Source organism: Pseudomonas sp. ADAK7 (genome assembly GCF_012935675.1).
Lineage (GTDB): Bacteria > Pseudomonadota > Gammaproteobacteria > Pseudomonadales > Pseudomonadaceae > Aquipseudomonas.
Genome location: NZ_CP052861.1, coordinates 5066430 through 5090123, shown reverse-complemented (window position 1 = coordinate 5090123; position 23694 = coordinate 5066430). Strand labels below are relative to the sequence as shown.

General features: G+C 60.3%; 22 protein-coding genes. 7 read left to right on the top strand and 15 right to left on the bottom strand.

The window, feature by feature from the left end:
• Positions 1 to 3 precede the first annotated feature (3 nt).
• From HKK53_RS23335 to HKK53_RS23325, 3 genes are all read left to right on the top strand, one after another.
• Positions 4 to 1134: a PepSY-associated TM helix domain-containing protein gene (locus HKK53_RS23335; protein WP_169372771.1), complete on the top strand. Its 1131-nt coding sequence runs from the start codon at positions 4 to 6 to the stop codon at positions 1132 to 1134.
• Positions 1131 to 1310 carry a hypothetical protein gene (locus HKK53_RS23330; protein WP_169372770.1) on the top strand — a complete coding sequence of 60 codons (180 nt, stop codon included), beginning with the start codon at positions 1131 to 1133 and terminating at the stop codon, positions 1308 to 1310. Before HKK53_RS23335 ends, HKK53_RS23330 begins: the two co-directional genes overlap by 4 nt.
• Before the next feature lie 72 nt (positions 1311 to 1382).
• Entirely contained in the window at positions 1383 to 2012 is a 630-nt protein-coding gene (locus tag HKK53_RS23325) for a glutathione S-transferase (RefSeq protein ID WP_169372769.1), read from the top strand.
• Positions 2013 to 2192: 180 nt separating this feature from the next.
• Here the strand turns inward: HKK53_RS23325 and creD are convergent, their stop codons facing one another.
• On the bottom strand, positions 2193 to 3563 hold the full coding sequence (gene creD, locus HKK53_RS23320; RefSeq protein WP_169372768.1) for a cell envelope integrity protein CreD: 1371 nt from the start codon (positions 3561 to 3563) through the stop codon (positions 2193 to 2195).
• Positions 3564 to 3798: 235 nt separating this feature from the next.
• On the opposite strand from creD, the gene HKK53_RS23315 reads away from it, so the two are divergent.
• Positions 3799 to 4809 (top strand): acyltransferase family protein, encoded by a 1011-nt coding sequence (locus HKK53_RS23315; protein ID WP_169372767.1) that lies wholly within the window; start codon positions 3799 to 3801, stop codon positions 4807 to 4809.
• A gap of 5 nt (positions 4810 to 4814) precedes the next feature.
• On the opposite strand, the gene creC is transcribed toward HKK53_RS23315, so the two are convergent.
• From creC to rloA2, 3 genes are read right to left on the bottom strand one after another with little or no spacing between them, the layout of a single operon-like run.
• Positions 4815 to 6242, bottom strand: a complete 1428-nt coding sequence (gene creC, locus HKK53_RS23310) for a two-component system sensor histidine kinase CreC (RefSeq protein ID WP_169372766.1) — start codon at positions 6240 to 6242, stop codon at positions 4815 to 4817.
• The gene (gene creB, locus HKK53_RS23305; protein ID WP_169372765.1) at positions 6242 to 6922 is read right to left on the bottom strand and encodes a two-component system response regulator CreB; all 681 of its coding nucleotides are present in this window, start codon (positions 6920 to 6922) and stop codon (positions 6242 to 6244) included. Before creB ends, creC begins: the two co-directional genes overlap by 1 nt.
• Positions 6923 to 6981: 59 nt before the next feature.
• The gene (gene rloA2 / locus HKK53_RS23300; protein ID WP_169372764.1) at positions 6982 to 7488 is read right to left on the bottom strand and encodes a retropepsin-like aspartic peptidase RloA2; all 507 of its coding nucleotides are present in this window, start codon (positions 7486 to 7488) and stop codon (positions 6982 to 6984) included.
• A gap of 286 nt (positions 7489 to 7774) precedes the next feature.
• Between rloA2 and HKK53_RS23295 the strand changes: the two genes are divergently transcribed.
• The gene (locus HKK53_RS23295; protein WP_169372763.1) at positions 7775 to 8662 is read left to right on the top strand and encodes an acyltransferase; all 888 of its coding nucleotides are present in this window, start codon (positions 7775 to 7777) and stop codon (positions 8660 to 8662) included.
• 1 nt (position 8663) lies between these two features.
• Here the strand turns inward: HKK53_RS23295 and HKK53_RS23290 are convergent, their stop codons facing one another.
• The 9 genes from HKK53_RS23290 to HKK53_RS23250 all read right to left on the bottom strand — a co-directional run bounded on the left by HKK53_RS23290 (position 8664) and on the right by HKK53_RS23250 (position 19292).
• The gene (locus HKK53_RS23290) at positions 8664 to 9218 is read right to left on the bottom strand and encodes a DUF2780 domain-containing protein (protein ID WP_169372762.1); all 555 of its coding nucleotides are present in this window, start codon (positions 9216 to 9218) and stop codon (positions 8664 to 8666) included.
• A gap of 288 nt (positions 9219 to 9506) precedes the next feature.
• Complete coding sequence (fdhA, locus tag HKK53_RS23285) at positions 9507 to 10706, bottom strand: formaldehyde dehydrogenase, glutathione-independent (RefSeq protein ID WP_007947729.1); 1200 nt, start codon at positions 10704 to 10706, stop codon at positions 9507 to 9509.
• A 135-nt stretch (positions 10707 to 10841) separates the two neighbouring features.
• Complete coding sequence (gene purU, locus HKK53_RS23280; RefSeq protein ID WP_169372761.1) at positions 10842 to 11699, bottom strand: formyltetrahydrofolate deformylase; 858 nt, start codon at positions 11697 to 11699, stop codon at positions 10842 to 10844.
• 125 nt (positions 11700 to 11824) lie between these two features.
• Positions 11825 to 12457, bottom strand: coding sequence for a sarcosine oxidase subunit gamma (locus tag HKK53_RS23275; RefSeq protein WP_169372760.1), 633 nt, complete (start codon positions 12455 to 12457; stop codon positions 11825 to 11827).
• A 62-nt stretch (positions 12458 to 12519) separates the two neighbouring features.
• Positions 12520 to 15537 carry a sarcosine oxidase subunit alpha gene (locus HKK53_RS23270; RefSeq protein ID WP_169372759.1) on the bottom strand — a complete coding sequence of 1006 codons (3018 nt, stop codon included), beginning with the start codon at positions 15535 to 15537 and terminating at the stop codon, positions 12520 to 12522.
• On the bottom strand, positions 15534 to 15863 hold the full coding sequence (locus HKK53_RS23265; RefSeq protein WP_045059910.1) for a sarcosine oxidase subunit delta: 330 nt from the start codon (positions 15861 to 15863) through the stop codon (positions 15534 to 15536). The genes HKK53_RS23270 and HKK53_RS23265 overlap by 4 nt, the downstream gene beginning before the upstream one ends.
• A 14-nt stretch (positions 15864 to 15877) precedes the next feature.
• The gene (locus HKK53_RS23260) at positions 15878 to 17128 is read right to left on the bottom strand and encodes a sarcosine oxidase subunit beta (RefSeq protein WP_123410388.1); all 1251 of its coding nucleotides are present in this window, start codon (positions 17126 to 17128) and stop codon (positions 15878 to 15880) included.
• A 23-nt stretch (positions 17129 to 17151) separates the two neighbouring features.
• Positions 17152 to 18405 carry a serine hydroxymethyltransferase gene (gene glyA, locus HKK53_RS23255; protein WP_149659736.1) on the bottom strand — a complete coding sequence of 418 codons (1254 nt, stop codon included), beginning with the start codon at positions 18403 to 18405 and terminating at the stop codon, positions 17152 to 17154.
• 170 nt (positions 18406 to 18575) lie between these two features.
• Positions 18576 to 19292, bottom strand: coding sequence for a TraX family protein (locus HKK53_RS23250; RefSeq protein ID WP_169372758.1), 717 nt, complete (start codon positions 19290 to 19292; stop codon positions 18576 to 18578).
• A 131-nt stretch (positions 19293 to 19423) separates the two neighbouring features.
• Between HKK53_RS23250 and HKK53_RS23245 the strand changes: the two genes are divergently transcribed.
• Entirely contained in the window at positions 19424 to 20464 is a 1041-nt protein-coding gene (locus tag HKK53_RS23245; RefSeq protein ID WP_092277088.1) for a threonine aldolase family protein, read from the top strand.
• A 168-nt stretch (positions 20465 to 20632) separates the two neighbouring features.
• Here the strand turns inward: HKK53_RS23245 and HKK53_RS23240 are convergent, their stop codons facing one another.
• Positions 20633 to 21166 carry an REP-associated tyrosine transposase gene (locus HKK53_RS23240; RefSeq protein ID WP_169372757.1) on the bottom strand — a complete coding sequence of 178 codons (534 nt, stop codon included), beginning with the start codon at positions 21164 to 21166 and terminating at the stop codon, positions 20633 to 20635.
• A 295-nt stretch (positions 21167 to 21461) separates the two neighbouring features.
• Between HKK53_RS23240 and HKK53_RS23235 the strand changes: the two genes are divergently transcribed.
• Positions 21462 to 22286, top strand: a complete 825-nt coding sequence (locus HKK53_RS23235) for an SDR family oxidoreductase (RefSeq protein WP_169372756.1) — start codon at positions 21462 to 21464, stop codon at positions 22284 to 22286.
• Positions 22287 to 22410: 124 nt separating this feature from the next.
• On the opposite strand, the gene gbcB is transcribed toward HKK53_RS23235, so the two are convergent.
• The gene (gbcB, locus tag HKK53_RS23230) at positions 22411 to 23511 is read right to left on the bottom strand and encodes a glycine-betaine demethylase subunit GbcB (protein ID WP_169372755.1); all 1101 of its coding nucleotides are present in this window, start codon (positions 23509 to 23511) and stop codon (positions 22411 to 22413) included.
• Between the last annotated feature and the right edge of the window lie 183 nt (positions 23512 to 23694).

Here is a 23694-nt window from a genome sequence, read left to right as displayed (position 1 = left end):
GAAATGAAAAGTAAAACAATTCGCCGCTGGTCCTGCATCCACACCTGGACCAGCCTGATCTGCACGGTGTTCCTGCTGATGTTGGCACTGACCGGCCTGCCGCTGATCTTCCATCACGAGATCGACCATCTGCTGGGCGATGCCGCCGAGCTGAAAGTCATGCCGGCCGATACGCCACAGCTGAATTTGCAGCAGTTGGTGGCGGCGGCTGAAAAGCATCGGCCGGGCGAGGTCATGCAGTATTTCGGCTACGACGATGAAGACCCCAACGGCGTGATCGCGATCATGGCGAAAACTGCCGGCACCGAACCGAACTCGTCGCATACCTTCATGCTCGACGCCCGCACCGGCGAAGCGCTGGAGATGCCGTCGGCCAACGGCGGGTTGATGATGGTCATGTTGCGCCTGCACGTAGACATGTTCGCCGGGCTGCCGGGCAAATTGTTGCTGGCGTTCATGGGGATCATGTTCGTGGCGGCCATCGTGTCCGGCACGGTGCTGTACCTGCCGTTCATGCGTCGCCTGAAATTCGCCACCGTGCGCCAGAACAAATCCACCCGCCTGCGCTGGCTCGACCTGCACAACCTGATTGGCGTGGTGACCCTGACCTGGGCCTTGGTGGTTGGCGTGACCGGTGTAATCAGCGCTTGCGCCGACCTGCTGATCGCCGCGTGGCGTAATGACAGCCTGAGCGCGATGGTCGCGCCCTATCGCGATGCGCCGCCGCTGACCCGACTGGCACCGGCCACCCGGCTGCTCGACATTGCCCAGGAAGTCGCGCCGGGCATGCAACCGGACTTCATCGCCTTCCCCGGCACGCGCTTTTCCAGCGAACACCATTACGCGGTGTTCATGAAAGGCAGCACGCACCTGACTTCGCACCTGCTGACCCCGGTGCTGATCGACGCCAGCACCCTGCAAGTCACCGCCGTGGCCGAGCGTCCGTGGTACATGGACGCCATGGGCATGTCGCAGCCGCTGCACTTCGGTGATTACGGCGGCATGCCGATGAAAATCCTCTGGGCAACCCTGGATGTGCTGACCATCATCGTGCTCGGCAGCGGGGTGTATTTGTGGGTGGTGCGGCGCAAAGCGGCGAAACCGCTGCTCGACAAAGCGGAGCGCCCGGCATGAAGCCCAGACAGTCGAACTTCTGGAAAGTCTTCGCCACGCCGACAGTGATTGCATTGCTCAGCGCTGCCGGGTTGTTTTCCGCGCTGCTGGGGGATGGCGTATGGGATGCGTTGAGCTGGCTGGGGCTGGGCATTCCTGCGGCCCTGGCCCTGCGCGGATTGCTGAAACGGCACTAAAACCCTTGTCATCTTGAGCTATCGGAGTAACACGCTATGCTGCCCGGCACTGCCACCGATCGAGACGCTGCCATGTCCGCCCCGAGCATGACCCTGTTCCACAACCCCGCTTCGCCCTTCGTTCGCAAAGTCACGGTGCTGCTGCACGAGACTGGCCAGACCGACCGCGTGGCCTTGCAAGCCAGCCAACTGACGCCGGTCAGCCCGGACCTGGCGCTGTGCGAAGACAACCCGCTGGGCAAGATCCCGGCCCTGCGCCTGGCCGATGGCAACGTCATCCATGACAGCCGGGTAATCCTTGATTACCTCGATCACCAGCACGTCGGCAACCCATTGATTCCGCGTGACGGCCCGGCCCGCTGGCGGCGCCTGACCCTGGCCTCCCTGGCCGACGGGATCATGGACGCTGCGGTGATGATTCGCTACGAACAAGCGCTGCGAGCCCCGGAGAAACATTGGGACGAGTGGCTCGATGGCCAGCGCGAGAAGATTCGCCGCGCCTTGGCGTTGCTGGAAGCGGATGCGATTGCCGAGCTGACCAGTCATTTCGATGTGGCGGCGATCAGCGTGGCGTGTGCCTTGGGTTACCTCGACCTGCGCCATCCCGATCTGGAATGGCGCACGGCGAATCCGAAGCTGGCCGAGTGGTTTTTTCAGGTGAGCCAGCGGCCTTCGATGTTGGCGACGATGCCTAAGGCCTGATCTTTGCGGTGACTGATCTGCCGTCATCGCGGGCAAGCCTTGCTCCTACAGACCGCGTGTTCCTGTAGGAGCACGGCTTGCCCGCGATGGCATCACCTCGCTCTAACGGAAACAACCCGAAAATCAGCGTCGCCAACACTTCCCCTTCCCGCTGATCCTCCCGCAACCCCAACGACCGGCTCATTCCACCGCTCCCCTATCAAATTCCAACGGTTTGGCGGTCTTCGCGCCGATGCCGTACCAGTCCAGCTTGCGGGTCAGTACCATGAACACGCCCAGCAGCCCGAACAGCAACAGCGAGCCCATCAACAGCGCGTAATCCTCGGCACTCAACAAGCCATAAAGCAAACCGTACAACGCCGCCAGCCCTGCGGAAAAACTCAGGCCGTGGCGCACGCTGCGCAACACGTGGCAGACATAGAAGCCGATCAGCAACACGCAGCTACTGGCCGACAGCAGATACGCCAGGGCAAAGCCGATGTGCTCGGACAGCGACAGCAGCAACAGATAGAAGAACGCCAGGGCCACGCCGACCAGCGCGTATTGCACCGGGTGCACCGCCAGGCTTTTCAGCACTTCGAAGAGGAAGAAGCCGGCGAAGGTCAGGACGATAAACAACAGCGCATATTTGATCGCCCGGTCGCTTTTCAGGTACTGGTCCACCGGGTCGATAAAGCTCACGCCGAAGCTGCGACCGTTGAACGCTTCACAGCCTGCGCCGGATGCGCAACTGCTCAACGCTTCTTGCAGGTTGGTGGAGAAAAACGAGGTCTGCCAATTGGCGGTGAAGCCCTGGTCGCTGACTTCGCGCTGGGTCGGCAGGTAGTTGCCGATAAAGCTTGGATGCGGCCAGTTGGCGGCGAACGAAACTTTGCTGGTCTTGCCCACCGGCAGTACTTGCAACTGACCGGTGCCTTGCAGGCGCAGGTCGAAACCGAAGGCCAACTCCGTGGCCTGCTTCGCATCCAATATTGGAAGCATGACGTGCACGCCCTCCCCCAAAAAGCCCACCTGGCTGCCCGGGACGAAGTTCAGGCGCTGGCCATCGAGCTCCAGTTTCAGGGCATTCTCGATGCCACGAATGTCGCTGATACCGACGGCCAGGAATGGCTGTTCGAATTGGTAATCCGCAAAATCTTCCTTGATGCCCAGTTGTTCCGGGATCGAGAAATGCCCGCTGATGCGATTATCGGCGTGGAACAGTCGCGCTTCGTAAATACCGCGCGAGCGCAGTTCGGTTTGCACCTGGCCATCCAGTTCGAAGCGTTCCGGGAGAAAGTACAACCGCCCGCGCTCTTCACCGACTTCCTGATAACGCTCGTTGGTTTTTTCGTTGAGCTTCCAGCTACGTACCACTTTGCGATACGGCACCACCATCAGCGGCCCGCTCAATTGCTGACTGAAGCTGGAACTGCGGGCGATGTCTTCCAGTACACCGTCGCGCAATTGCTGACGGTCCTGGATCACGCCGTTGATCATCAGCAATGGGATCAGCAATAACAGAATCAGTAGGGCAATCGCCCCGAGTTTTATGGCCAGGTTGCGGTTCATGGGTTCTCTCCCTGTTCGAATGAGGGAGAGTCTGGGATCGATGTGTGGGGGTTTTGTGGGGGGAATGTGGAGAGTGTGTGGAAACACCTGTAAAAGCCGTTTCCACCTTGGCACACTGCCGGGCTTTAGGTCGACTCCAGGTATTTAAACCCTTTCTGGAATCATTGCCCGCCACATACAACTTGGAATGGTGGTCGCAGGTTTGTTCCAAACCAGGCCAGACAAGGAGCGCTGCATGCGAAACAATTCATTTGATCTGATCAGGCACCTTGCCGCCCTTATGGTCCTGGTCAGCCACCACTATGTGCTGGCCGGCATGAACGAGCCCGCCATCGAGGGTTACCACTCACTGGGCGGTATAGCGGTTCTTTGCTTTTTTGCGATTTCCGGGCTGCTGATCACGCTCAGTTACTTGAATGCCACCAGCGTTCAAAACTACCTGGTAAAACGCGTCGCACGGATCTTTCCTGCACTCATCGCTTGCTCATTCGTCATGACTTATGTGGCCGGGGCATTTTTTTCCAGCGACTATGTTTCGGGCAAAGGCGCCTTCATCGACTTTCTGCGGATTTCAGCATTCGGGCGAGCAACGATTGATGAAGTCACCCATGACTTCATATTCAGCGAATCCTTCAACGGAAGCCTCTGGACGCTGAAGATCGAATTTGCTTTTTATATTCTGCTGGCGCTTGCCCTCACCCTTTATCGCAGCGCCTTGATGCCTTGGGCACTGCTCTCGCTGTTTTGCGTGGCGACCTATGTCCTGGACAGCTTCCCCGTGCATGCACTGGCACAAAAGTTTCTTGTCTATTGCGCCACCGGTATCGCGTTCTTCGCCGGATCGTTGATCGCTTTTTACAAGCACCGCTTCAACAGTGCGCGCACCAAGATCGGCGTCTTGGTGGGTGCCTGTCTTCTGGTGTTTTCATCCCTGGGCACTTCGGCGGCCTGGGTCCTGGCGTCATTGGGCATAAGCCTGGCGACAATCAGCCTGGGTTTGCTGTACGTCGATAAAACCATCAGGGGACGATTCGATATCTCCTATGGCATCTACCTGTACGCCTTTCCCGTCCAGCAATTGATCATCAATAAGACGCAGCTGGCCTTTTTCCCTTCCATGGCCGTTTCAGCTGTCATCGTCATTGGCCTGGCAACACTGTCGTGGCTGATTATCGAACAGCCGGCGCTGGCCCTGGCCCACCGGAACACGCTTCGAAAATCGGCGCCTGTGCCGGTGGCACCCTGAGCCCATCAAGCACCTTGAGGCACGCTCACCCGTGCTTCAACGCCATCCTCCACATTGCCGACCCACAGCTGACCGCCATGCAACTTAACCACCTCTTCAACGAAGTTAAGCCCCAACCCGGTGCTTTTTCGCCCGCTGTCCGGTCGCGGTAGCGAGTAAAAACGCTCACTCAACCGCGGTAATGCGTAATCGGGAATCGCCTCAGCCTGGTTGAACAGCTTGAACGCTATCTGCTCGCCAACGCGCTCGGCGCTGAAGCGCAGCACGCCCTGAGCCGGTGTGAAGTCCAGAGCATTTTCCAGCAGATTACCCAACGCCTGACGCAACAGGAACGGCTCACCGACCAACGCCAGATCAGGGGCAATCGTCTGCTCAACGCGTAACTGTTTGCCCTCGATTCGCGCAGCCTGAGCGTCCAGCAATTCATCTATCAAAGCGGCCAATGGCACTTCAATCCGCTCCTCCAACCCTTGTCGCTGCTCAACCTGCGCCAGATTCAACAACCGTTCGATCAACTGCTGCATCCGCGCACTTTCGCTGTCGATGTTGCTGACGAAACGCTGCTGCTGGGCCAAAGGCATCTCGCCTTGCAGCAGTTCCGCCGCGCCGCGAATCGCCGCCAGCGGGCTTTTCAATTCATGGGTCAGGGTGTGCACGTAGCGCTCGACGTAAGCCTTGCCTTCCAGTTGCGTACGCATCTGCTCCACCGCCGTTGCCAGTTGCTCGAGTTCGCCGCCGCGGTAATGCGGCACCTCGACCCGTCGCCCTTCGCTGACGGCCTGCGCGTAAGCGGTCAACCGCCGCAGCGCCGCGCTCAACCACCAGGACAGCACGGCGCCAAACAGCAAGCCGAGGCCGATCAACCCGGCGCCATAGGCGAACAAGCGTCGCTCGGTCCGGTCAACGTAGGGCTGCAATGAGCTGTTGGGTTTGGCCACCGTGACCACGCCGATGATCTGGCCGTTGTCGCGGATCGGCGCGCCGACGTGCATCGCCGAGGTGCTGGCGTCATTGGGATCGCTGCGGGTCGAGCGGGCGCCGTACTCACCACGCAGGGTCAGGTAAACGTCGTTCCAGCGCGAGTAGTCCTGGCCCACGGCGGCGCCGCTGGAATCGAGCACCACGATGCCTTTGGCGTCAGTGACGTAGATGCGGTGGTTGACCTGATTCTTCGGCAGGCCCCAGATGCTCGCTTTCGGCTGCCGTTCGCCGTAGGCCTTGAGCAATTGCGGCCAGTGATTCTGGTTGAGGGTGCCGGCCTTGAAGTCATCGCGCAGGATTTCGGCCAGCAGGTTGGCGGTGTCCACCAGGGTTTCTTCGGTGGATTGGCGCACGCCGGGGCGGATTTCCTGCATCACGGTGTTGAGCACGAAATAACCGGTCAGGCCGATGAACAGCAAGTAGACCAGGAAAATCCGGATCGCCAGTGACATCAGCTGTGCCCCGGGCTGTAGCTGTAGCCGAGGCCGCGATGGGTCTGGATCGGTTCGGCGTCGGCCCGTACCAGGCGCAGTTTGGCGCGCACGCTCTTGATGTGGCTGTCGATGCTGCGCTCGTACCCGGCATCGGCGGACACGCCCAAGGCATCGAGCAGTTGTTCGCGACTGAAGACCCGTTCCGGTTGCTCCAGCAAGCATTGCAATAGACGAAATTCATGGCGGGTCAGGCTCAGGGACTGGCCGCGATAGCTGATCTGCACCCGTTCGCTGTCGATGCGAAACAACGTCGAGGCCACTTCGGCTGAAGCACGCGGGGCCATGCGCTTGAGGATCGCCCGGACCCGCGCCGCGACTTCCCGCGGGCTGAATGGCTTGACCACGTAATCGTCGGCACCGATCTCCAGGCCCACTACGCGGTCGATTTCCGCATCACGGGCGCTCAGGAAGATCACCGGCACGTCGCTGAAACGCCGCAGTTGCTTGCAGGTCTCGAAGCCGCTGATGTCCGGCAAGCCGATGTCGAGAATGATCAGGTCGGCCGGGGTCTGGCGCTGATGCTCAAGCGCGGCCGCGCCGAGGCTCAACCAGGTCGTGGTAAAGCCTTCGCCCTGCAAGGCAAAAATCAACGTGTCGGCAATGGCCGCTTCGTCTTCGACAATCAGGATATGAGGCATGGCGTCCGAGCACGGCAGTTAAGTTGCGCAACGGTGGCCCAAGCCTCACATCTCGTCAATCAGCAGTCGGGTTTATCCGCGGTAAAGCGTCGGGCCGGGTTCACCGCGGCGCCGAATTCACGCAAGGCCTTGGCGCCGATAAGCAACGGGTAATTGAAGCTGCTGCGGTCGGTGAGGTTGACCTCGACCGTGCGCTTGACGTTGCCCAGGCACAGCTCCAGATCGACCACTGGACGCTTGGTGGGTGCGGCCTCGTCCTTCTCATCTTCGTCTTCTTCGGAGCGGGTCTTGATCTTGCTGATCCGTGCGATCTTGTGTTCGTAGACCTTGTTGCTCGCGTCCTTGGTGGCGAGGCGGAAGCGCACCCAGTCGTCGCCGTCGCGGGTGAACATTTCGATGTCCTTGGCCGACAGCGACGCGGTCAGGGCGCCGGTGTCCATCTTGGCCTTGAGGACTTCACCGCCGATTTCCGGCAGCGCGATGTATTCGTAACGCCCGTACAGGGTCGGCTCGGCGGCCATGACCGGCAGGGCCACGAGGGTCAGCAGTGCAAGGAGGGATTTCACGTAATGGGCATCCATAAGGAGTGGGCAGCGGGATTTTAGACCTTTATCGGTTAGATCGTTCCCACGCTCTGCGTGGGAATGCCGCCATGGACGCTCTGCGTCCGCTTTGGGACGCGGAGCGTCCCGGGATGCATTCCCACGCAGAGCGTGGGAACGATCAGCCGCGCGGGGAAAGATCGGTGGGAGGAGATTAGCGGTTCAAAGGTGAAACATTCGTCACCACCGATTTGGCCTGCCGCCCGAAGCTGCTTATCATGGCGCGCCCAAATGCTTTCAAGAGTTACTTATGCGCCGCCTGCTCACCGGCTGTTTCGTTACCCTGCTGCTGTTGCTCAACACCCTGGTCCTGTTCGGGCCGCTGATGGTGTTTGCCCTGCTCAAACTGGTCCTGCCCGGCCGTTATCGCGATTACGCCTCGTGGGCGGTGATGTGGATCGCCGAGACCTGGGCCGAAATCGACAAACTGATCTTCCGCCTGTGCATCCCCACTCAATGGGACATTCGCGGCGGCGATGACCTGCGCGGGGATACCTCGTACCTGGTGATCAGCAACCACCAATCCTGGGTCGATATCCCTGCGCTGATCCAGACCCTGAACCGGCGCACGCCGTTCTTCAAATTCTTCCTCAAGAAAGAACTGATCTGGGTGCCGTTCCTGGGTCTTGCCTGGTGGGCGCTGGATTACCCGTTCATGAAGCGCTACACCAAGGCGTTCCTGGCGAAAAACCCTGAATTGGCCGGGCATGATCTGGAGATCACCAAAGCGGCATGCGAGCTGTACAAACGCCAGCCAGTGACGGTGGTCAATTACCTGGAAGGCACCCGGTTCACTGCGGCGAAAAGTACCCAGCAGCAATCACCGTTCACGCACCTGCTCAAACCCAAGGCGGGCGGCGTGGCGTTTGTGCTGGCGGCTATGGGCGAACAGCTGGACGCGATTCTGGATGTGACGGTGGTGTATCCGCAGCAGGCGATTCCGGGGTTCTGGGATTTGATCAGCGGCAACGTGCCAAAGGTCATCATCGACATCCAGACCCGCGAGCTGGACCCGGCGTTGTGGCAAGGGGATTACGAGAACGATCCGCTGTTTCGCGAAACCGTCCAGAACTGGGTCAACCAGCTCTGGATCGAGAAGGACCGGCGCATCGACGCGTTGCGCGCCGAGCGCTGCTGAATCAGCTACCGGAACCGGCGCCCCAAATCCCGCCGAGGCTTTCCAGCAATGGACCGCCAACGCCCTGGCCGCCGAGGTACTGGAGAATCACCGGGGCAAACTGGCCGACCATCCCACTGTCCATGCCCAGGGCGCTGAATGCGCTGTTCAGGTCATTGGTGTTCTTCACGTTGCCCAAGGCGTTTTCCAGACCTGCCGATTTACCGGACGAACCGAGCAAGCCGCTGAGGGCGCCCAGTTCACCGCCACCCGACAGTTTGTCGATCCCCGGTACGCTTTTGGCCAGCTCTGAGTAATCCGTCGAACTCAATTTATTTTTGGCCAGACCGAGCATCGCACCAGTGCCGCCTACGGCTTGTTGCGGGGTCACGTTCAATTGGCTGAGCGCACTCAGAAGGCCGGCCGTCTGTGAGGTTGGCGCGGTCGCTGCGGCGGCGTTATCGCCCTTCATGCCCGAGATGGCATTGGCCGCATCGTTCAGGCTGAACTGAGCAAAGACCGGGCTGGCCGCCAGGGTCATCAGCGAAGCCAGTGCAAAACCGCGTGAAATCTTCATCGAGACAACCTCTTTAGGCATAAACCGCCCACCCATGGGCGGCGAAAAACTGTGCGTTGGACTGGTGGCCCTGAGGATTGTTCCCAAGCCCCAGGGAACGCGCTGTTGTGTTTTTAAATGATCGTTCCCACGCTCCGCGTGGTAACGCCTCCTGTGACGCTCTGCGTCACGCTTTGGGACGCAGAGCGTCCCGGGCTGCATTCCCATGCGGAGCGTGGGAACGATCATCTGTGTTCCTTCCAATAAAAACGGCGACCCTGAGGTCGCCGTTTTGCATTGCGGGAAGCCTTACGCCGCGCTGAACAACTTGTGCGGATCGATCACAAATTTCTTCGGCACACCCGCATCGAACTCGCCATAACCACGTGGCGCGTCATCCAGGCTGATGACTTCCACGCCCACGATGTCGGCAATATGGATACGGTCCCACATGATCGCCTGCATCAGCTGGCGGTTGTACTTCATCACTGGCGTCTGGCCAGTGTGGAAGCTGTGGGACTTGGCCCAGCCCAGACCGAAGCGAATGCTCAGGCTGCCCATTTTCGCGGCAGCGTCCACAGCACCCGGATCTTCCGTCACGTACAGGCCTGGAATACCGATCTTGCCTGCCACGCGAACTACGCCCATCAGCGAGTTGAGCACGGTGGCCGGCGCTTCGTGTTTCACGCCGTCATGGCCGTGGCCGCGTGCTTCGAAGCCCACGGCGTCGACGGCGCAATCCACTTCCGGCTCGCCCAGCAGTGCGGCGATTTGTTCGTGCAACGGCGTGTCGAGGGACAGGTCAGCGATTTCAAAACCCTGAGCTTTGGCGTGGGCCAGGCGCACAGTGTTGACGTCACCGATGATCACCACCGCTGCACCCAGCAGACGCGCGGAAGCGGCAGCGGCCAGGCCGACTGGACCGGCACCGGCGATGTACACGGTGCTGCCCGGGCCAACGCCCGCCGTCACGGCGCCGTGGTAACCGGTCGGCAGGATGTCTGAGAGGCAGGTCAGGTCGCGGATTTTTTCCATCGCGCGATCGCGATCCGGCAGTTTCAGCAGGTTGAAGTCGGCGTACGGCACCATTGCGTATTCAGCCTGACCGCCGGTCCAGTCGCCCATGTCGACATAACCATAAGCACCGCCGGGACGGGCCGGATTGACGCTCAGGCAAACGCCGGTGTGCATCTCTTTGCAGGAACGGCAGCGCCCGCAAGCGACGTTGAACGGAACGGACACCAGGTCGCCGATCTGCAGGTTCTCGACGTCGCTGCCCTTCTCGATCACTTCACCGGTGATTTCGTGACCCAGTACCAGGCCGGTTTGAGCGGTGGTACGACCGCGCACCATGTGCTGATCGGAACCACAGATGTTGGTGGACACTACGCGCAGGATGACAGCGTGATTAATCTTCCTGCCGCGCGGGTCCTGCATTTTGGGATAGTCGATTTTCTGTATTTCGACCTTGCCGTTGCCGAGATACACGACACCACGATTACCAGACATGCTTTCACCTCGCTGTTGTTTTTATGTAGCGGTCGCGTCGCCATGGAGCGGCGGCGCGTTGTTTGCTCTGGTTGTTGCCTGTGTGTCTTGTGTTGTCCTTTAAGGCCTAATCGCGGGCAAGCCCGCGATGGCGATCTAAAGAACGACGGTTCTGTTCGCGTTGAGAAAGACTCTTCTCTCTATGTGATAGCCCACGGCGCGAGCCAGGGTCAGCCCTTCGATATCCCGCCCCTTGGCGATCAAATCTTCCGGGTAGTGACTGTGGTCCACCACCTCCACGCCTTGGGCGATGATCGGGCCTTCGTCCAGGTCGTTGTTGATGTAGTGCGCCGTGGCGCCGACCAGTTTCACGCCCTTGTTGTAGGCCTGGTGATACGGCTTGGCGCCCTTGAAACCCGGCAGCAGCGAGTGGTGAATATTGATCGCCTTGCCGTCGAGTTTGCGGCACAGCTCCGGCGACAGGACTTGCATGTAACGGGCAAGGATCACCAGCTCAGCGCCGGACTCTTCAATCACTTGCAACACCTGACGCTCCTGCGACGGCTTGTCGTTGGGGTCGAGAGGGAAGTGGTAGTACGGAATCTGATGCCAGTCGGCCAACGGCTTGAGGTCCGGGTGGTTGGAAATCACGGCGGCGACGTCCATCGACAACTGGCCGATGCGCTGGCGGTAGAGCAAGTCGTTGAGGCAGTGATCGGCCTTGGAAACCATGATCACCACTTTTGGCCGGTAGTTCGGCGCGGTCAGTTCGAAGATCATGCCGAAATGCGCACCGCGTTCTTCGAGACCAGCGCGGAAGGCTTGTTCGTCGAAGCCGTCGGGCTGGCGGAATTCCACGCGAATGAAGAAACGACCCGAGAGCCGGTCATCGAAGGAATGGTGCTCGGTGACGTAGCAGCCCTGCTCGAACAGAAAGCGGGTCACCGCATCCACGGTGCCGAGGACGCTTGGGCAGTCGGCGGTCAGAATCCATGTGTCTGGGGCGCGGCTCATAGTCGTGTCTCTCCTCTGATCGTTCCCACGTTCTGCGTGGGAATGCCGCCATGGACGCTCTGCGTCCGCCTTTGGGACGCGGAGCGTCCCGGGATGCATTCCCACGCAGAGCGTGGGAACGAACATTACGCCTGGACGCTAAGGCCGAATTCGGCGGACGCATCCTGCAACCACAACCACCAGTAATCCGAGAAGCTGCGACGGATCAGCAGTTCCCAGGTGTCTTCGGCGGTGTGGCGGATTACCAATTGCGACTTGGCGAACACCGTGCCGACAGCCTTGCCCACCGGGAAGCTGTTCGGGTGTACGTCGTAGCTGGTGGATTTCATCAGTACCTGGCGCACGTTCGGGCCGCTCAGTTCGAGAATCTGCTGGCCGCCGCTGACGTTGACGATCTGGATATGCAAATCGCCCAGCGCTTCACGCAGCTTTTGCTCGGCAGCGAACTCTTCGCCGGTCGGCACGATCAGCAGCCATTCATCCGGGCCCATCCATTGCAGGCTGGTTTCGCCTTTGACGATGACGCTCAACGCGCCCGGCAATTCGATACCGAGGGCCTTGTGCACGCCAGCGCTGAACGCGGCATCGTGGCCATCACCACGGATGGTCAGGTGGCCGAGGAGTTTTTTCTCACGCACGATCACGCCGGCGTTTTTGCGGCCCTTGCCCACCAGGCTGACGAGGTCGGCGTGATGCAGCGACGACTCGGCTTTGGCCCCGGTGGTTGGGCGTTGTTGGTAAACATTGGCTGCGGTCATAAAGCACCTGTTCCTGAATTCTGTTTTGATCGTTCCCACGCAAAGCGTGGGAACGATCAGTGTCAGATGTTCTGGCGATCACCCTTCGGATCGAAGAACACCGAAGAAACAATCTCCGCCTCAATTACGCTGCCATCCGCCAGCGGTGCGAACACCCGCTCACCGATGCGCTTCAACCCACCCTTGACCACGCCCATGGCAAACGAATAACCAAGGGAGTTGTGCAAGTAGCTGGAGGTCACGTGGCCGACCATGGTCATCGGAATGGTTTGCTTGGTGTTGAACACCAGTTGCGCCCCTTCCGGCAGCCATTTGGTCGGATCGATCGGCTTCAGGCCCACCAACTGCTTACGTTGATCACGCACGCAGTCTTCGCGGTTCATGCCGCGCTGGCCGATCCACGAGAACGGTTTGGTGCGACCGACACACCAACCCATGTTCAGGTCGTCCGGGGTCATCGAGCCGTCGGTGTCCTGGCCGACGATGATGAAACCCTTCTCGGCCCGCAGGATGTGCATGGTCTCGGTGCCGTACGGGGTCAGGTTGTACTGCTTGCCGGCCTCGGCGATTTTTTCCAGAACGCCCATGGCGTAATCGGCCTGCACGTTGACTTCGTACGACAGCTCACCGGTAAACGAAATCCGGAACACCCGCGCCGGCACGCCGCCGACCAGGCCTTCTTTCCAGGTCATGAACGGGAAGGCTTCGTTGGTCAGATCAATGTCGGTGACTTCGCTGAGCAGCTTGCGGCTGTTCGGCCCGGACAGGGTCATGGTTGCCCAGTGATCCGTCACGGAGGTGAAGTACACCTTCAGGTCTGGCCATTCGGTCTGTTGGTAGATTTCCAGCCATTGCAGTACGCGTGCAGCGCCGCCGGTGGTGGTGGTCATCACGAAATGGTTGTCGGCGAGACAAGCCGTTACGCCGTCGTCGAAGACCATGCCGTCTTCTTTGCACATCAGACCGTAGCGCGCCTTGCCCACGTCTAGCTTGGTCCAGGCGTTGGTGTAGATGCGGTTCAGGAACTCGCGCGCATCCGGGCCTTGAATGTCGATCTTGCCCAGGGTCGAAGCGTCCAGCAGGCCGACGCTGTCGCGCACGGCTTTGCATTCGCGTTTGACTGCGGCGTGCAGGTCTTCGCCGTTTTTCGGGAAGTACCACGGACGCTTCCACTGACCGACGTCTTCGAATTCAGCACCGTTTTTCACGTGCCAGTGATGCAGCGCGGTGAAACGAACCGGCTCAAAGATGTGCCCACAGTGACGACCGGCCACGGCACCGAAAGTTACCGGCGTGTAGTTCGGGCGGAACATGGTGGTGCCCATCTGCGGGATTGTCACGTTCAGCGAACGGGCGGCAATTGCCAGGCCGTTAACGTTGCCGAGCTTGCCCTGATCGGTGCCGAAGCCCAGCGCGGTGTAGCGTTTGACGTGCTCGACCGACTCGAAACCTTCGCGGGTCGCCAGTTCAATGGCGGCGGCGGTGACGTCGTTTTGCAGGTCGACGAATTGCTTCGGCGCCCGTGCGGTGTTCTTTTCGTGCGGCACCTGGAACAGCGCCAGGGTCGCCTCTTCGAGACGGCTCAGGGCTTTCGGCAAGGTGCCTTCGACCACACTGAAACCGGCTTCGCTGGCGGCGCGAGCGCCGCCTTCAAAACCATCGGCCAGGGAATCGCCGAGACCGTAGACCCCATTGATGCCACCGACGCACACGCGTTTCTGCGGTGCTTCGCCCGGTACGAAACCGAGGATGTCTTCACGCCAGGTCGGCTTGCCGCCCAAGTGCGAAGCCAGGTGAACCACCGGGCTGTAACCGCCGGAAGTGGCAACGAGGTCGCAATCGAGCCATTCACCAGGACTGGTCACGGTGTGGCCTTTGACATCAATCGCGGCGATGCGCGCAGCGGTCACGCGCTTGGTGCCACGAGCCTCGATCACGGCGCTGCCGGTGAGGATGCGGATGCCTTTGGCACGCGCTTCTTCCACCAATGCACCGCGCGGGTTGCTGCGGGCGTCAGCGATAGCAACGACTTGCAGACTGGCGTCGAGCCAATCCAGAGCCACGCGGTAGGCATGGTCGTTGTTGGTCGACAGCACCAGTTTCTTGCCCGGTGCCACGCCGTAACGGCGCACGTAAGTCGACACAGCGCCGGCGAGCATGTTGCCCGGCACGTCGTTGTTGCCGTAGACCAGTGGACGCTCGCAAGCGCCGGTCGCCAGGACTACACGCTTGGCGCGAACCCGGTGGATGCGCTGACGGACCTGGCCAATCGGTGCGCGGTCGCCGAGGTGATCGGTGAGGCGCTCGTGAATGGTCAGGAAGTTATGGTCGTGGTAACCGTTGACCGTGGCGCGCGGCAACAGCAGCACGTCCGGGGTGTCTTTCAATTCGGCGATAACGCTGGCGACCCACTCGGTGGCCGGTTTGCCGTCGAGGCTTTCGCGGGAGTCGAGCAGGCTGCCGCCGAACTCTTCCTGCTCATCGGCCAGGATCACGCGGGCACCGCTGCGCGCAGCGGCCAATGCTGCGGCGAGGCCAGCAGGGCCGGCGCCGACGATCAGCACGTCGCAGTGCTGGTTCATGTAGTCGTAGGTGTCCGGATCGTTCTCGGTCGGCGAACGGCCAAGACCGGCGGCCTTACGAATGTACTTCTCGTAAGTCATCCAGAACGATTGCGGGTACATGAACGTTTTGTAGTAGAAACCCGGCGGCATCAGCTTGCCGCCGACCTTGCCGAGAATCCCCATCATGTCGTTGTTCACGCTCGGCCAGCCGTTGGTGCTGGTGGCGACCAAACCTTGGTACAGCGCTTGTTGCGTGGCGCGCACGTTCGGAATCTGCGTGGCTTCAGTGGCGCCAATCTGCAGCACCGCGTTCGGCTCTTCGGCACCGGCGGCGAAGATGCCGCGCGGACGGGAATACTTGAAGCTGCGACCGATGATGTCGACGCCGTTGGCCAGCAAGGCAGCGGCCAGCGAGTCGCCTTCAAAGCCTTTGTAGACCTGGCCGTTGAAGGTGAAGCTCAGCACTTTGTTGCGGTCGATCCGTCCGCCGTTGGACAGGCGATTAGTCTGGCTCATACCTTCTCTCCCAGAGCCGTGGCGGCCGCTTTCGGGCTGTCGGTCTTGTCGGTGAATTGTGGCTTGGTGCCGATCTTGTAAGTTTCGAGAATCTCGTAGGTCACGGTGTCACGGGTCGCGTTGAAGTACTGACGGCAACCGGCGGCGTGGATCCACAGTTCGTGGTGCAGACCGCGCGGGTTATCGCGGAAGAACATGTAGTCGCCCCACTCCTCGTCGGTGCAGGAAGTCGGGTCCAGTGGACGCGGGATGTGCGCCTGGCCGGATGCGTGGAATTCCTCTTCAGAGCGCAGCTCGCCGCAGTGAGGACAGAAGATATGCAACATGGGGATTTCTCCTGTTAGTGGGCAACCGCAGCAGCGCCGTGTTCATCGATCAACGCACCGTTGTGGAAACGGTCGATGGAGAAAGGTGCGGCCAATGGGTGCATTTCGCCCTTGGCCAGGCTCGCGGCAAATACGTTGCCCGAGCCAGGTGTCGCCTTGAAGCCACCGGTGCCCCAACCGCAGTTGAAGAACATGTTCGGCACCGGGGTTTTCGAGATGATCGGGCACGCATCCGGCGTGGTGTCGACGATGCCGCCCCACTGCCGGTTCATGCGTACGCGGGACAACACCGGGAACATCTCGACGATGGCCTGGATGGTGTGCTCGATCACCGGGTACGAACCGCGCTGGCCGTAGCCGTTGTAGCCGTCAATGCCGGCACCGATTACCAGGTCGCCCTTGTCGGACTGGCTGATGTAACCGTGCACGGCGTTGGACATGATCACGCTGTCGATAATTGGCTTGATCGGCTCGGACACCAGCGCTTGCAGCGGGTGGGATTCGATCGGCAGGCGGAAACCGGCGAGTTTGGCCATGTGTCCGGAGTTACCGGCAGTGACCACGCCAACACGCTTGGCGCCGATGAAGCCCTTGTTGGTTTCAACACCGATGCACACACCGTTTTCCTTGCGGAAACCGATCACTTCGGTCTGTTGAATCAGGTCAACGCCCAAGGCGTCGGCGGCACGGGCAAAGCCCCAGGCCACGGCATCGTGACGAGCCACGCCGCCGCGACGCTGAACGGTGGCGCCCAGCACCGGGTAGCGGGTGTTCTTCGAGCAGTCGAGGTACGGAATCTCGTCGGCCACTTGCTTGGCATCCAGCAATTCGCCGTCCACGCCGTTGAGGCGGTTGGCGCTGACCCGACGCTCGGAATCACGGATGTCTTGCAGGGTGTGGCACAGGTTGTAAACGCCGCGCTGGGAGAACATCACGTTGTAGTTCAGGTCCTGGGACAGGCCTTCCCACAATTTCATCGCGTGTTCGTACAGGTGCGCCGACTCGTCCCACAGGTAGTTGGAGCGAACGATGGTGGTGTTGCGCGCGGTGTTACCGCCGCCCAGCCAGCCTTTCTCGACCACGGCCACGTTGGTGATCCCGTGTTCTTTGGCGAGGTAGTAAGCCGTGGCGAGACCATGCCCGCCACCGCCGACAATGACCACGTCATAGACCTTTTTCGGGGTCGGCGTGCGCCACATTTTCTGCCAGTTTTCGTGATGGCTGAGGGAGTGTTTGAAGAGGCCGAAGCCCGAATAGCGTTGCATAGTCATTTACTCCAAAACCGCGCTCAGCGATAAACCGGGAAGTCCGCGCACAGGGCTGCCACTTGCTGCGCCACATTCGCTTCAACATCGGCATCGCCGAGGTTGTCGAGGATGTCGCAGATCCAGCCGGCCAGCGTCACACACTGGGTCACCTTGAAGCCGCGCGTGGTCACCGCCGGGGTGCCGATGCGCAAGCCCGAGGTCACGAACGGCGACTGTGGATCGTTTGGCACAGCGTTCTTGTTCACGGTGATGTGGGCGCGACCGAGGGCGGCGTCCGCGTCTTTACCGGTGAGGCCCTGACGGATCAGGCTGACCAGGAACAGGTGGTTGTCAGTACCGCCGGACACTACATCGTAGCCGCGTTTGATAAACACGCCGGCCATGGCCTGGGCGTTGTCGATCACTTGTTGTTGATAGGCCTTGAAACCTGGCTCCAGCGCTTCCTTGAAGCACACCGCTTTACCGGCGATCACGTGCATCAGCGGGCCGCCCTGTGCGCCAGGGAATACGGCGGAGTTGAGCTTTTTCTCGATCTCTTCGTTGGCCTTGCACAGGATCAGGCCGCCACGTGGACCGCGCAGGGTCTTGTGGGTGGTGGTGGTGACCACGTCGGCGTACGGCAGCGGGTTCGGATACAGACCGGCGGCAACCAGACCGGCCACGTGGGCCATGTCGACGAACAGCAGCGCACCGACCTTGTCGGCAATCTGGCGGAAGCGCGGGAAGTCGAGGGTCTTGGAGTAAGCGGAGAACCCGGCGACGATCATTTTCGGCTTGCACTCGACGGCCAGGCGTTCGACTTCGTCGTAGTCGATCAAGCCGGTCTTGGTGTCGATGCCGTACTGCACGGCGTTGTAGAGCTTGCCCGAGGACGACACTTTGGCGCCGTGGGTCAGGTGGCCGCCGTGGGCCAGGCTCATGCCCAGAATGGTGTCGCCCGGCTGGATCAGGGCCAGATAAACGGCGCTGTTGGCGGAAGAACCGGAGTGCGGCTGGACGTTGGCGTAATCGGCGCCGAACAGTTGCTTGGCGCGTTCGATGGCCAGGGCTTCAACCTTGTCCACGTGCTCGCAGCCACCGTAGTAGCGCTTGCCCGGATAACCTTCGGCGTATTTGTTGGTCAGGCCACTGCCCTGCGCTTCCATGACGCGTTTGCTGGTGTAGTTCTCTGACGCGATCAGTTCGATGTGATCTTCCTGGCGTTGCTCCTCGGCATTCATCGCCGCCAGCAGTGCATCGTCATAGCCCTTGATCTGGTCTTGCTTGCTGAACATCGCGTCTCTCCCAGCGGCGGCTTGTGCGCCTTTCGTCTCGGTGAGGCACGTACCTTTCGGCAGTGCCCTTTGGATGCGATGGTATGACCGGCGCAGACAGGTCAAATGCCTATGGACGCCACGCAAAGGTGCGTTTACGACATGGGCTGAAATGGCAGCTTCTACGGGGGTTACGCGAGAACCTGTCGTAGGGCCAAAAGCGCGAGGAAGTGCGCGGGATAGAGCGCATACGCCCAGCGACGCATGGGCGGTGGCTTGAGGCGACTGGCGTGTCGCAACAGCAACAGCCCGAGCAATGGCGCGATCAGACAAGCGGCAATGCCGAAGATCGCCGCGCCATTCCCCAGCCGCGCCGCGCCATACAGCACCTGCCATTGATTGGCCGCCAGGCACACCAGCCCCGGCAGCAGGCTGAAATACCAGGGCCGGCGGATCACCAGCAGCATCGCCAACGGCAACAGCACGCCGAAGCAACCGAACATCAGTCGCTCCGGGAACATCACCGCGAACAAAACGGCGCCGACCGCCAACAGTCGCGATTGCAGCGTCGGCTGCTGCCAGCCGCGCGCCACCAGCAGACCGAGTACCAACGTAGGCATCACGTTAAACGTGTCGGGATCTGGAATGTAGATTCGATAGGGGATTTCGCTGATGGCACTAAACACCATCAACCACCCCAGATAACGCCACTGAGCACTTGTTGCGGCTGCACGTGTCCGAGACAGATTCGCCGCCATCGCCAGGCAGAACCAGGGAAATGCCAACCGCCCCGGCACATACAGGAAATCGACGGAGTAACCGACATATCGGAGGTGATCGAGCACCATGCTCAGCAGCGCCAGCCACTTGAGCAGATCGAGCGCGCCGTCCCTTTGCGTCATGTGCATAATTGCCCGTCAATTGTGTAATTTTCTGACAGCATCATCGCGTGTGCTCCCCGGACGATCTTCGGTAAAGTGCGCACCATCATTGACCACAAAACTCTTCACCATAAGGGTTTTGAACACGGAATCAGGCCATGACCGATAAGAGCCAACAATTTGCCAGCGACAACTATTCCGGTATCTGCCCTGAAGCCTGGGCGGCCATGGAACAGGCCAACCACGGCCACCAGCGCGCTTACGGCGACGATGAATGGACTGCACGGGCGTCAGACGATTTCCGCAAACTGTTTGAAACCGACTGCGAAGTGTTCTTCGCCTTCAACGGCACCGCGGCCAACTCGTTGGCCCTGTCGTCGCTGTGTCAGAGTTACCACAGCGTCATCTGCTCGGAAACCGCTCACGTCGAAACCGACGAATGCGGCGCGCCGGAATTCTTCTCCAACGGCTCGAAACTGCTGGTTGCGCGCACCGAGAACGGCAAGCTGACCCCGGAATCAATCCGCGAAGTCGCCCTCAAGCGCCAGGACATCCACTACCCGAAACCTCGCGTAGTCACCCTGACCCAAGCCACTGAAGTCGGCAGCGTCTACACCCCCGAAGAAATCCGCGCCATCAGCGTCACTTGCAAAGAGCTGGGCCTGAACCTGCACATGGACGGCGCGCGCTTCTCCAACGCCTGCGCATTCCTCGGCTGCACCCCGGCGGACCTGACCTGGAAGGCCGGCGTCGACGTGTTGTGCTTCGGCGGCACGAAAAACGGCATGGCGGTGGGCGAGGCGATCCTGTTCTTCAACCACAAACTGGCCGAAGACTTCGACTACCGCTGCAAACAGGCCGGGCAACTGGCCTCGAAGATGCGCTTCCTCTCGGCCCCTTGGGTCGGCATCCTGGAAAACGACGCCTGGCTCAAATACGCCAAACACGCCAACCGCTGCGCGCAATTGCTGGCAGAACTGGTGAGCGATATTCAAGGCGTGGAACTGATGTTCCCGGTACAGGCCAACGGCGTGTTCCTGCAACTCTCGGAACCGGCCATCGCCGCCCTGACCGCCAAGGGCTGGCGCTTCTACACCTTCATCGGCAACGGCGGCGCCCGCTTCATGTGCTCGTGGGACACCGAAGAAGAACGCGTGCGCGAGTTGGCGGCAGATATCCGCGAAGTCATGTCCCGCTAACCCTCTGCCACTGATCGACTGATCGTTCCCACGCTCCGCGTGGGAATGCAGCCCGTGACGCTCTGCGTCACAACGGTGGTCGACTCTTCATCGGAGGTGAGGCTGGAACGCGGAGCGTCCCTGGAGGCATTCCCACGCGGAGCGTGGGAACGATCAACGATCACTGTCTCAGTACCACCGTTGTATTTCGATCAGTCCTTCCTGACCTGCGTAATCACGCGCGCTTGAGTACCTCCAATGCTCCGGCAAATCCACATACCCACGCTTCACCGGGTTGTAATGGATGTAATCCAGCTTCTGACGCATCACTATTTCGCTGTACACCATCTCTGCGTGTGAACCTTCCTGCCAAAGCTGATAAACGCGATCCTTTTTGTGCGCTCGTTTACTGAACCGCAGGCGTTGTAATGCACGCTCAGCCCCTCTGCTTTGCAGATCGCCGATGATTTGTCGAGCCGTGAAGGATTTGAACTGGCGCAGGCATCTGCTCAGGTCTGGAGCTTGCGCGACGAAGTGCAGATGGTTTTCCAGAACGACATACCCGTAAAGCCGCAGCCCCTGATGTGTTTGTTGATAACGCCAGCAATTGAGCAGGTGATCAACGATGTAAGGCCGGATGAACAGCGGGAGCCATTCCAGGAGAGTACAGGTGAGAAAGTGGGGTTTGTCCGGTTCTGTGATGGCGTAACGGCTTCGGCCCATAAGTGCATTCCTTTGCGAGGGAATGATAAGGGTGAGCGGGGATATGACTTAAGGCTAGAGGACAGTGCTGCGGAGCGCGTGAGAAATTACGACGCGCCTCCACTGATCGTTCCCACGCTCCGCGTGGGAATGCCTCCAGGGACGCTCCGCGTTCCGGCTTCACCGCCGATTCAAAGCCGACCACCGTTGTGACGCGGAGCGTCACGGGCTGCATTCCCACGCGGAGCGTGGGAACGATCAGTGACCGCTGGTTGGTCTACCATTCGCTCAGACAATAACAATCAGGAGCGCACGCATGTCCCTACAAGGCAAAACCCTGTTCATCACCGGCGCCAGCCGTGGCATCGGGCGCGAGATTGCGCTGCGGGCTGCGCGGGATGGGGCCAATATTGTGATTGCGGCCAAGAGCGCCGAGCCGCACGCCAAGCTGCCGGGGACGATTTTCAGCGTGGCCGAGGAAGTTGAAGCGGCGGGCGGCAAGGCGTTGGCGTTGCAAGTGGACGTGCGCGATGAAGTCGCTGTGCGTGAGGCGTTGGCCCGGGCCAATGAACATTTCGGCGGGATTGATGCATTGGTCAATAACGCTGGGGCGATCAAGTTGACCGGCGTGCAGCACATCGAGCTCAAGCGCTTTGACTTGATGCACCAGATCAACACCCGTGCCGTGTTGCTCTGTAGCCAGGCTGCCCTGCCCTATCTGAAAAAATCCAACGGCCACATCCTTAACCTGTCGCCACCGCTGAACCTGGCGACCAAATGGTTCGCCCAATACAGCCCCTACACCGTGACCAAGTACGGCATGAGCATGCTGACGCTGGGGATGAGCGAGGAGTTCAAGAATTACGGCATCAGCGTCAATTCATTGTGGCCGCAGACCATGATCGCCACCGCAGCCATCGAATTTCAGCTGGGCTCGCGGGAATCCTTCAAACATGCACGAACGCCGGCGATCATGGCGGATGCAGCACATGTGATTCTGGATAGCAGCGGCCGCAGCATTACCGGGCGGTTGCTGATTGATGAGGAGATTCTGGGGGAGTACGGGGTGACGGACTTCGAGGGGTATCGGTTCGAACCGGACTCCACCGACAAACTGATGCCGGATCTGTTTGTTGACTGAAATACCCACACCCCTTGTAGGAGCTGTCGAGTGAAACGAGGCTGCGATCTTTTGATCTTGTTTTTAAGATCAGGATCAAAAGATCGCAGCCTTCGGCAGCTCCTTGCGGGAGATTCGGCGCGTGTTAGAAATCGATCCGCACGTCGCCCTTCGGCACGCTGCAGCACGACAGGATGAATCCTTCCGCTTCGTCTTCCTCGGTAATCCCGCCGTTGTGGTCCATTTCGACCTCGCCCCCCAGCTTCATCACCTTGCACGTCCCGCAAATCCCCATCCCGCAAGCCTTCGGAATCAGCAGACCGAGCTTGGCCGCCGCCGCATGCACGGTTTCACCCGGGGCCACCCGAATGCTCTTGCCGGACGAGATAAATTCGACTTGGTGCAAGTCCGCCAGATCGACTTCCGGCGCATCCGCAGCGATTTCCGCCTGTTCCACCGCATCGGCACGGGCTTCCGGTGGCGTGGCGCCGAAGGATTCCTCGTGATAACGGGACATGTCGAAGCCAACCGCTTCGAGCATGCGCTTGACCGCGTTCATGTACGGCGTCGGACCGCAGCAGAAAACCTCGCGTTCGAGGAAGTCCGGGGCCATCAATTCCAGCATTTTGTGGTTCAGGTAACCGCGATAACCGGCCCAGGGCTCGCCCAAACCGTGCTTCTCGCAGATCAGGTGCAGGCTGAAGTTGTCGATCCGCGACGCCATGTGCTCCAGCTCGCGGTGGTAAATGATGTCTTTGGGCGAACGGGCGCTGTGGATAAACACCATGTCGACGTTGCCGTTGGTGTCGTAGAACCAGCGCGCCATGGACATCACCGGTGTAATACCGACACCACCGCTGAGGTACAAAACCTTGGGCGCGGTGAAGTCCATGGCGTTGAACAGCCCGACCGGCCCGTGCACCGCCAGCTCCTGGCCTTCGTGCAAGGTGTCGTGCAACCAGTTGGAGACCTTGCCCCCCGGTACACGTTTGATCGTCACCGAAAAGCTGTACGGCACCGACGGCGAGCTGGAAATGGTGTAGGAGCGCATGATCGGCACGCCGTCGATTTCCAGCTCCAGGGTCACGAACTGCCCGGGCTTGAAGAAGAACAGGATTGGCTGATCGGCCATAAAGCAGAAGGTGCGCACGTCCCAGGTTTCCTGGATGACTTTGACGCAACGGACGATGTGTCGACCATTGGCCCAGGTCTGGGTGGTTACCGGATTCAGGAAGCTGTTGGACATGCTGTTCTCCACCGCCGATGGTCGGCCTTATGTTGGCGATTCTGCGTATAGCGCGAGCCACCCATTTACCTATCTGCGACATTCACATACTTATCGCGACCAGCCCCCAACTACCGGGGGTTGCGCGTCGGGAACAGATTGGGCCATGTCGCCCATGGATAAGGTTCTGGGCAGCGCCGGGCC

What these genes read in the sequence shown, in the direction of transcription:
- HKK53_RS23335 (WP_169372771.1), top strand. Translation starts at nt 4, where the DNA reads ATGAAAAGTAAAACAATTCGCCGCTGGTCCTGCATCCACACCTGGACC.
- HKK53_RS23330 (WP_169372770.1), top strand. Translation starts at nt 1,131, where the DNA reads ATGAAGCCCAGACAGTCGAACTTCTGGAAAGTCTTCGCCACGCCGACA.
- HKK53_RS23325 (WP_169372769.1), top strand. Translation starts at nt 1,383, where the DNA reads ATGTCCGCCCCGAGCATGACCCTGTTCCACAACCCCGCTTCGCCCTTC.
- creD (WP_169372768.1), bottom strand. Translation starts at nt 3,563, where the DNA reads ATGAACCGCAACCTGGCCATAAAACTCGGGGCGATTGCCCTACTGATT.
- HKK53_RS23315 (WP_169372767.1), top strand. Translation starts at nt 3,799, where the DNA reads ATGCGAAACAATTCATTTGATCTGATCAGGCACCTTGCCGCCCTTATG.
- creC (WP_169372766.1), bottom strand. Translation starts at nt 6,242, where the DNA reads ATGTCACTGGCGATCCGGATTTTCCTGGTCTACTTGCTGTTCATCGGC.
- creB (WP_169372765.1), bottom strand. Translation starts at nt 6,922, where the DNA reads ATGCCTCATATCCTGATTGTCGAAGACGAAGCGGCCATTGCCGACACG.
- HKK53_RS23295 (WP_169372763.1), top strand. Translation starts at nt 7,775, where the DNA reads ATGCGCCGCCTGCTCACCGGCTGTTTCGTTACCCTGCTGCTGTTGCTC.
- HKK53_RS23290 (WP_169372762.1), bottom strand. Translation starts at nt 9,218, where the DNA reads ATGAAGATTTCACGCGGTTTTGCACTGGCTTCGCTGATGACCCTGGCG.
- fdhA (WP_007947729.1), bottom strand. Translation starts at nt 10,706, where the DNA reads ATGTCTGGTAATCGTGGTGTCGTGTATCTCGGCAACGGCAAGGTCGAA.
- purU (WP_169372761.1), bottom strand. Translation starts at nt 11,699, where the DNA reads ATGAGCCGCGCCCCAGACACATGGATTCTGACCGCCGACTGCCCAAGC.
- HKK53_RS23275 (WP_169372760.1), bottom strand. Translation starts at nt 12,457, where the DNA reads ATGACCGCAGCCAATGTTTACCAACAACGCCCAACCACCGGGGCCAAA.
- HKK53_RS23270 (WP_169372759.1), bottom strand. Translation starts at nt 15,537, where the DNA reads ATGAGCCAGACTAATCGCCTGTCCAACGGCGGACGGATCGACCGCAAC.
- HKK53_RS23265 (WP_045059910.1), bottom strand. Translation starts at nt 15,863, where the DNA reads ATGTTGCATATCTTCTGTCCTCACTGCGGCGAGCTGCGCTCTGAAGAG.
- HKK53_RS23260 (WP_123410388.1), bottom strand. Translation starts at nt 17,128, where the DNA reads ATGCAACGCTATTCGGGCTTCGGCCTCTTCAAACACTCCCTCAGCCAT.
- glyA (WP_149659736.1), bottom strand. Translation starts at nt 18,405, where the DNA reads ATGTTCAGCAAGCAAGACCAGATCAAGGGCTATGACGATGCACTGCTG.
- HKK53_RS23250 (WP_169372758.1), bottom strand. Translation starts at nt 19,292, where the DNA reads ATGCACATGACGCAAAGGGACGGCGCGCTCGATCTGCTCAAGTGGCTG.
- HKK53_RS23245 (WP_092277088.1), top strand. Translation starts at nt 19,424, where the DNA reads ATGACCGATAAGAGCCAACAATTTGCCAGCGACAACTATTCCGGTATC.
- HKK53_RS23240 (WP_169372757.1), bottom strand. Translation starts at nt 21,166, where the DNA reads ATGGGCCGAAGCCGTTACGCCATCACAGAACCGGACAAACCCCACTTT.
- HKK53_RS23235 (WP_169372756.1), top strand. Translation starts at nt 21,462, where the DNA reads ATGTCCCTACAAGGCAAAACCCTGTTCATCACCGGCGCCAGCCGTGGC.
- gbcB (WP_169372755.1), bottom strand. Translation starts at nt 23,511, where the DNA reads ATGTCCAACAGCTTCCTGAATCCGGTAACCACCCAGACCTGGGCCAAT.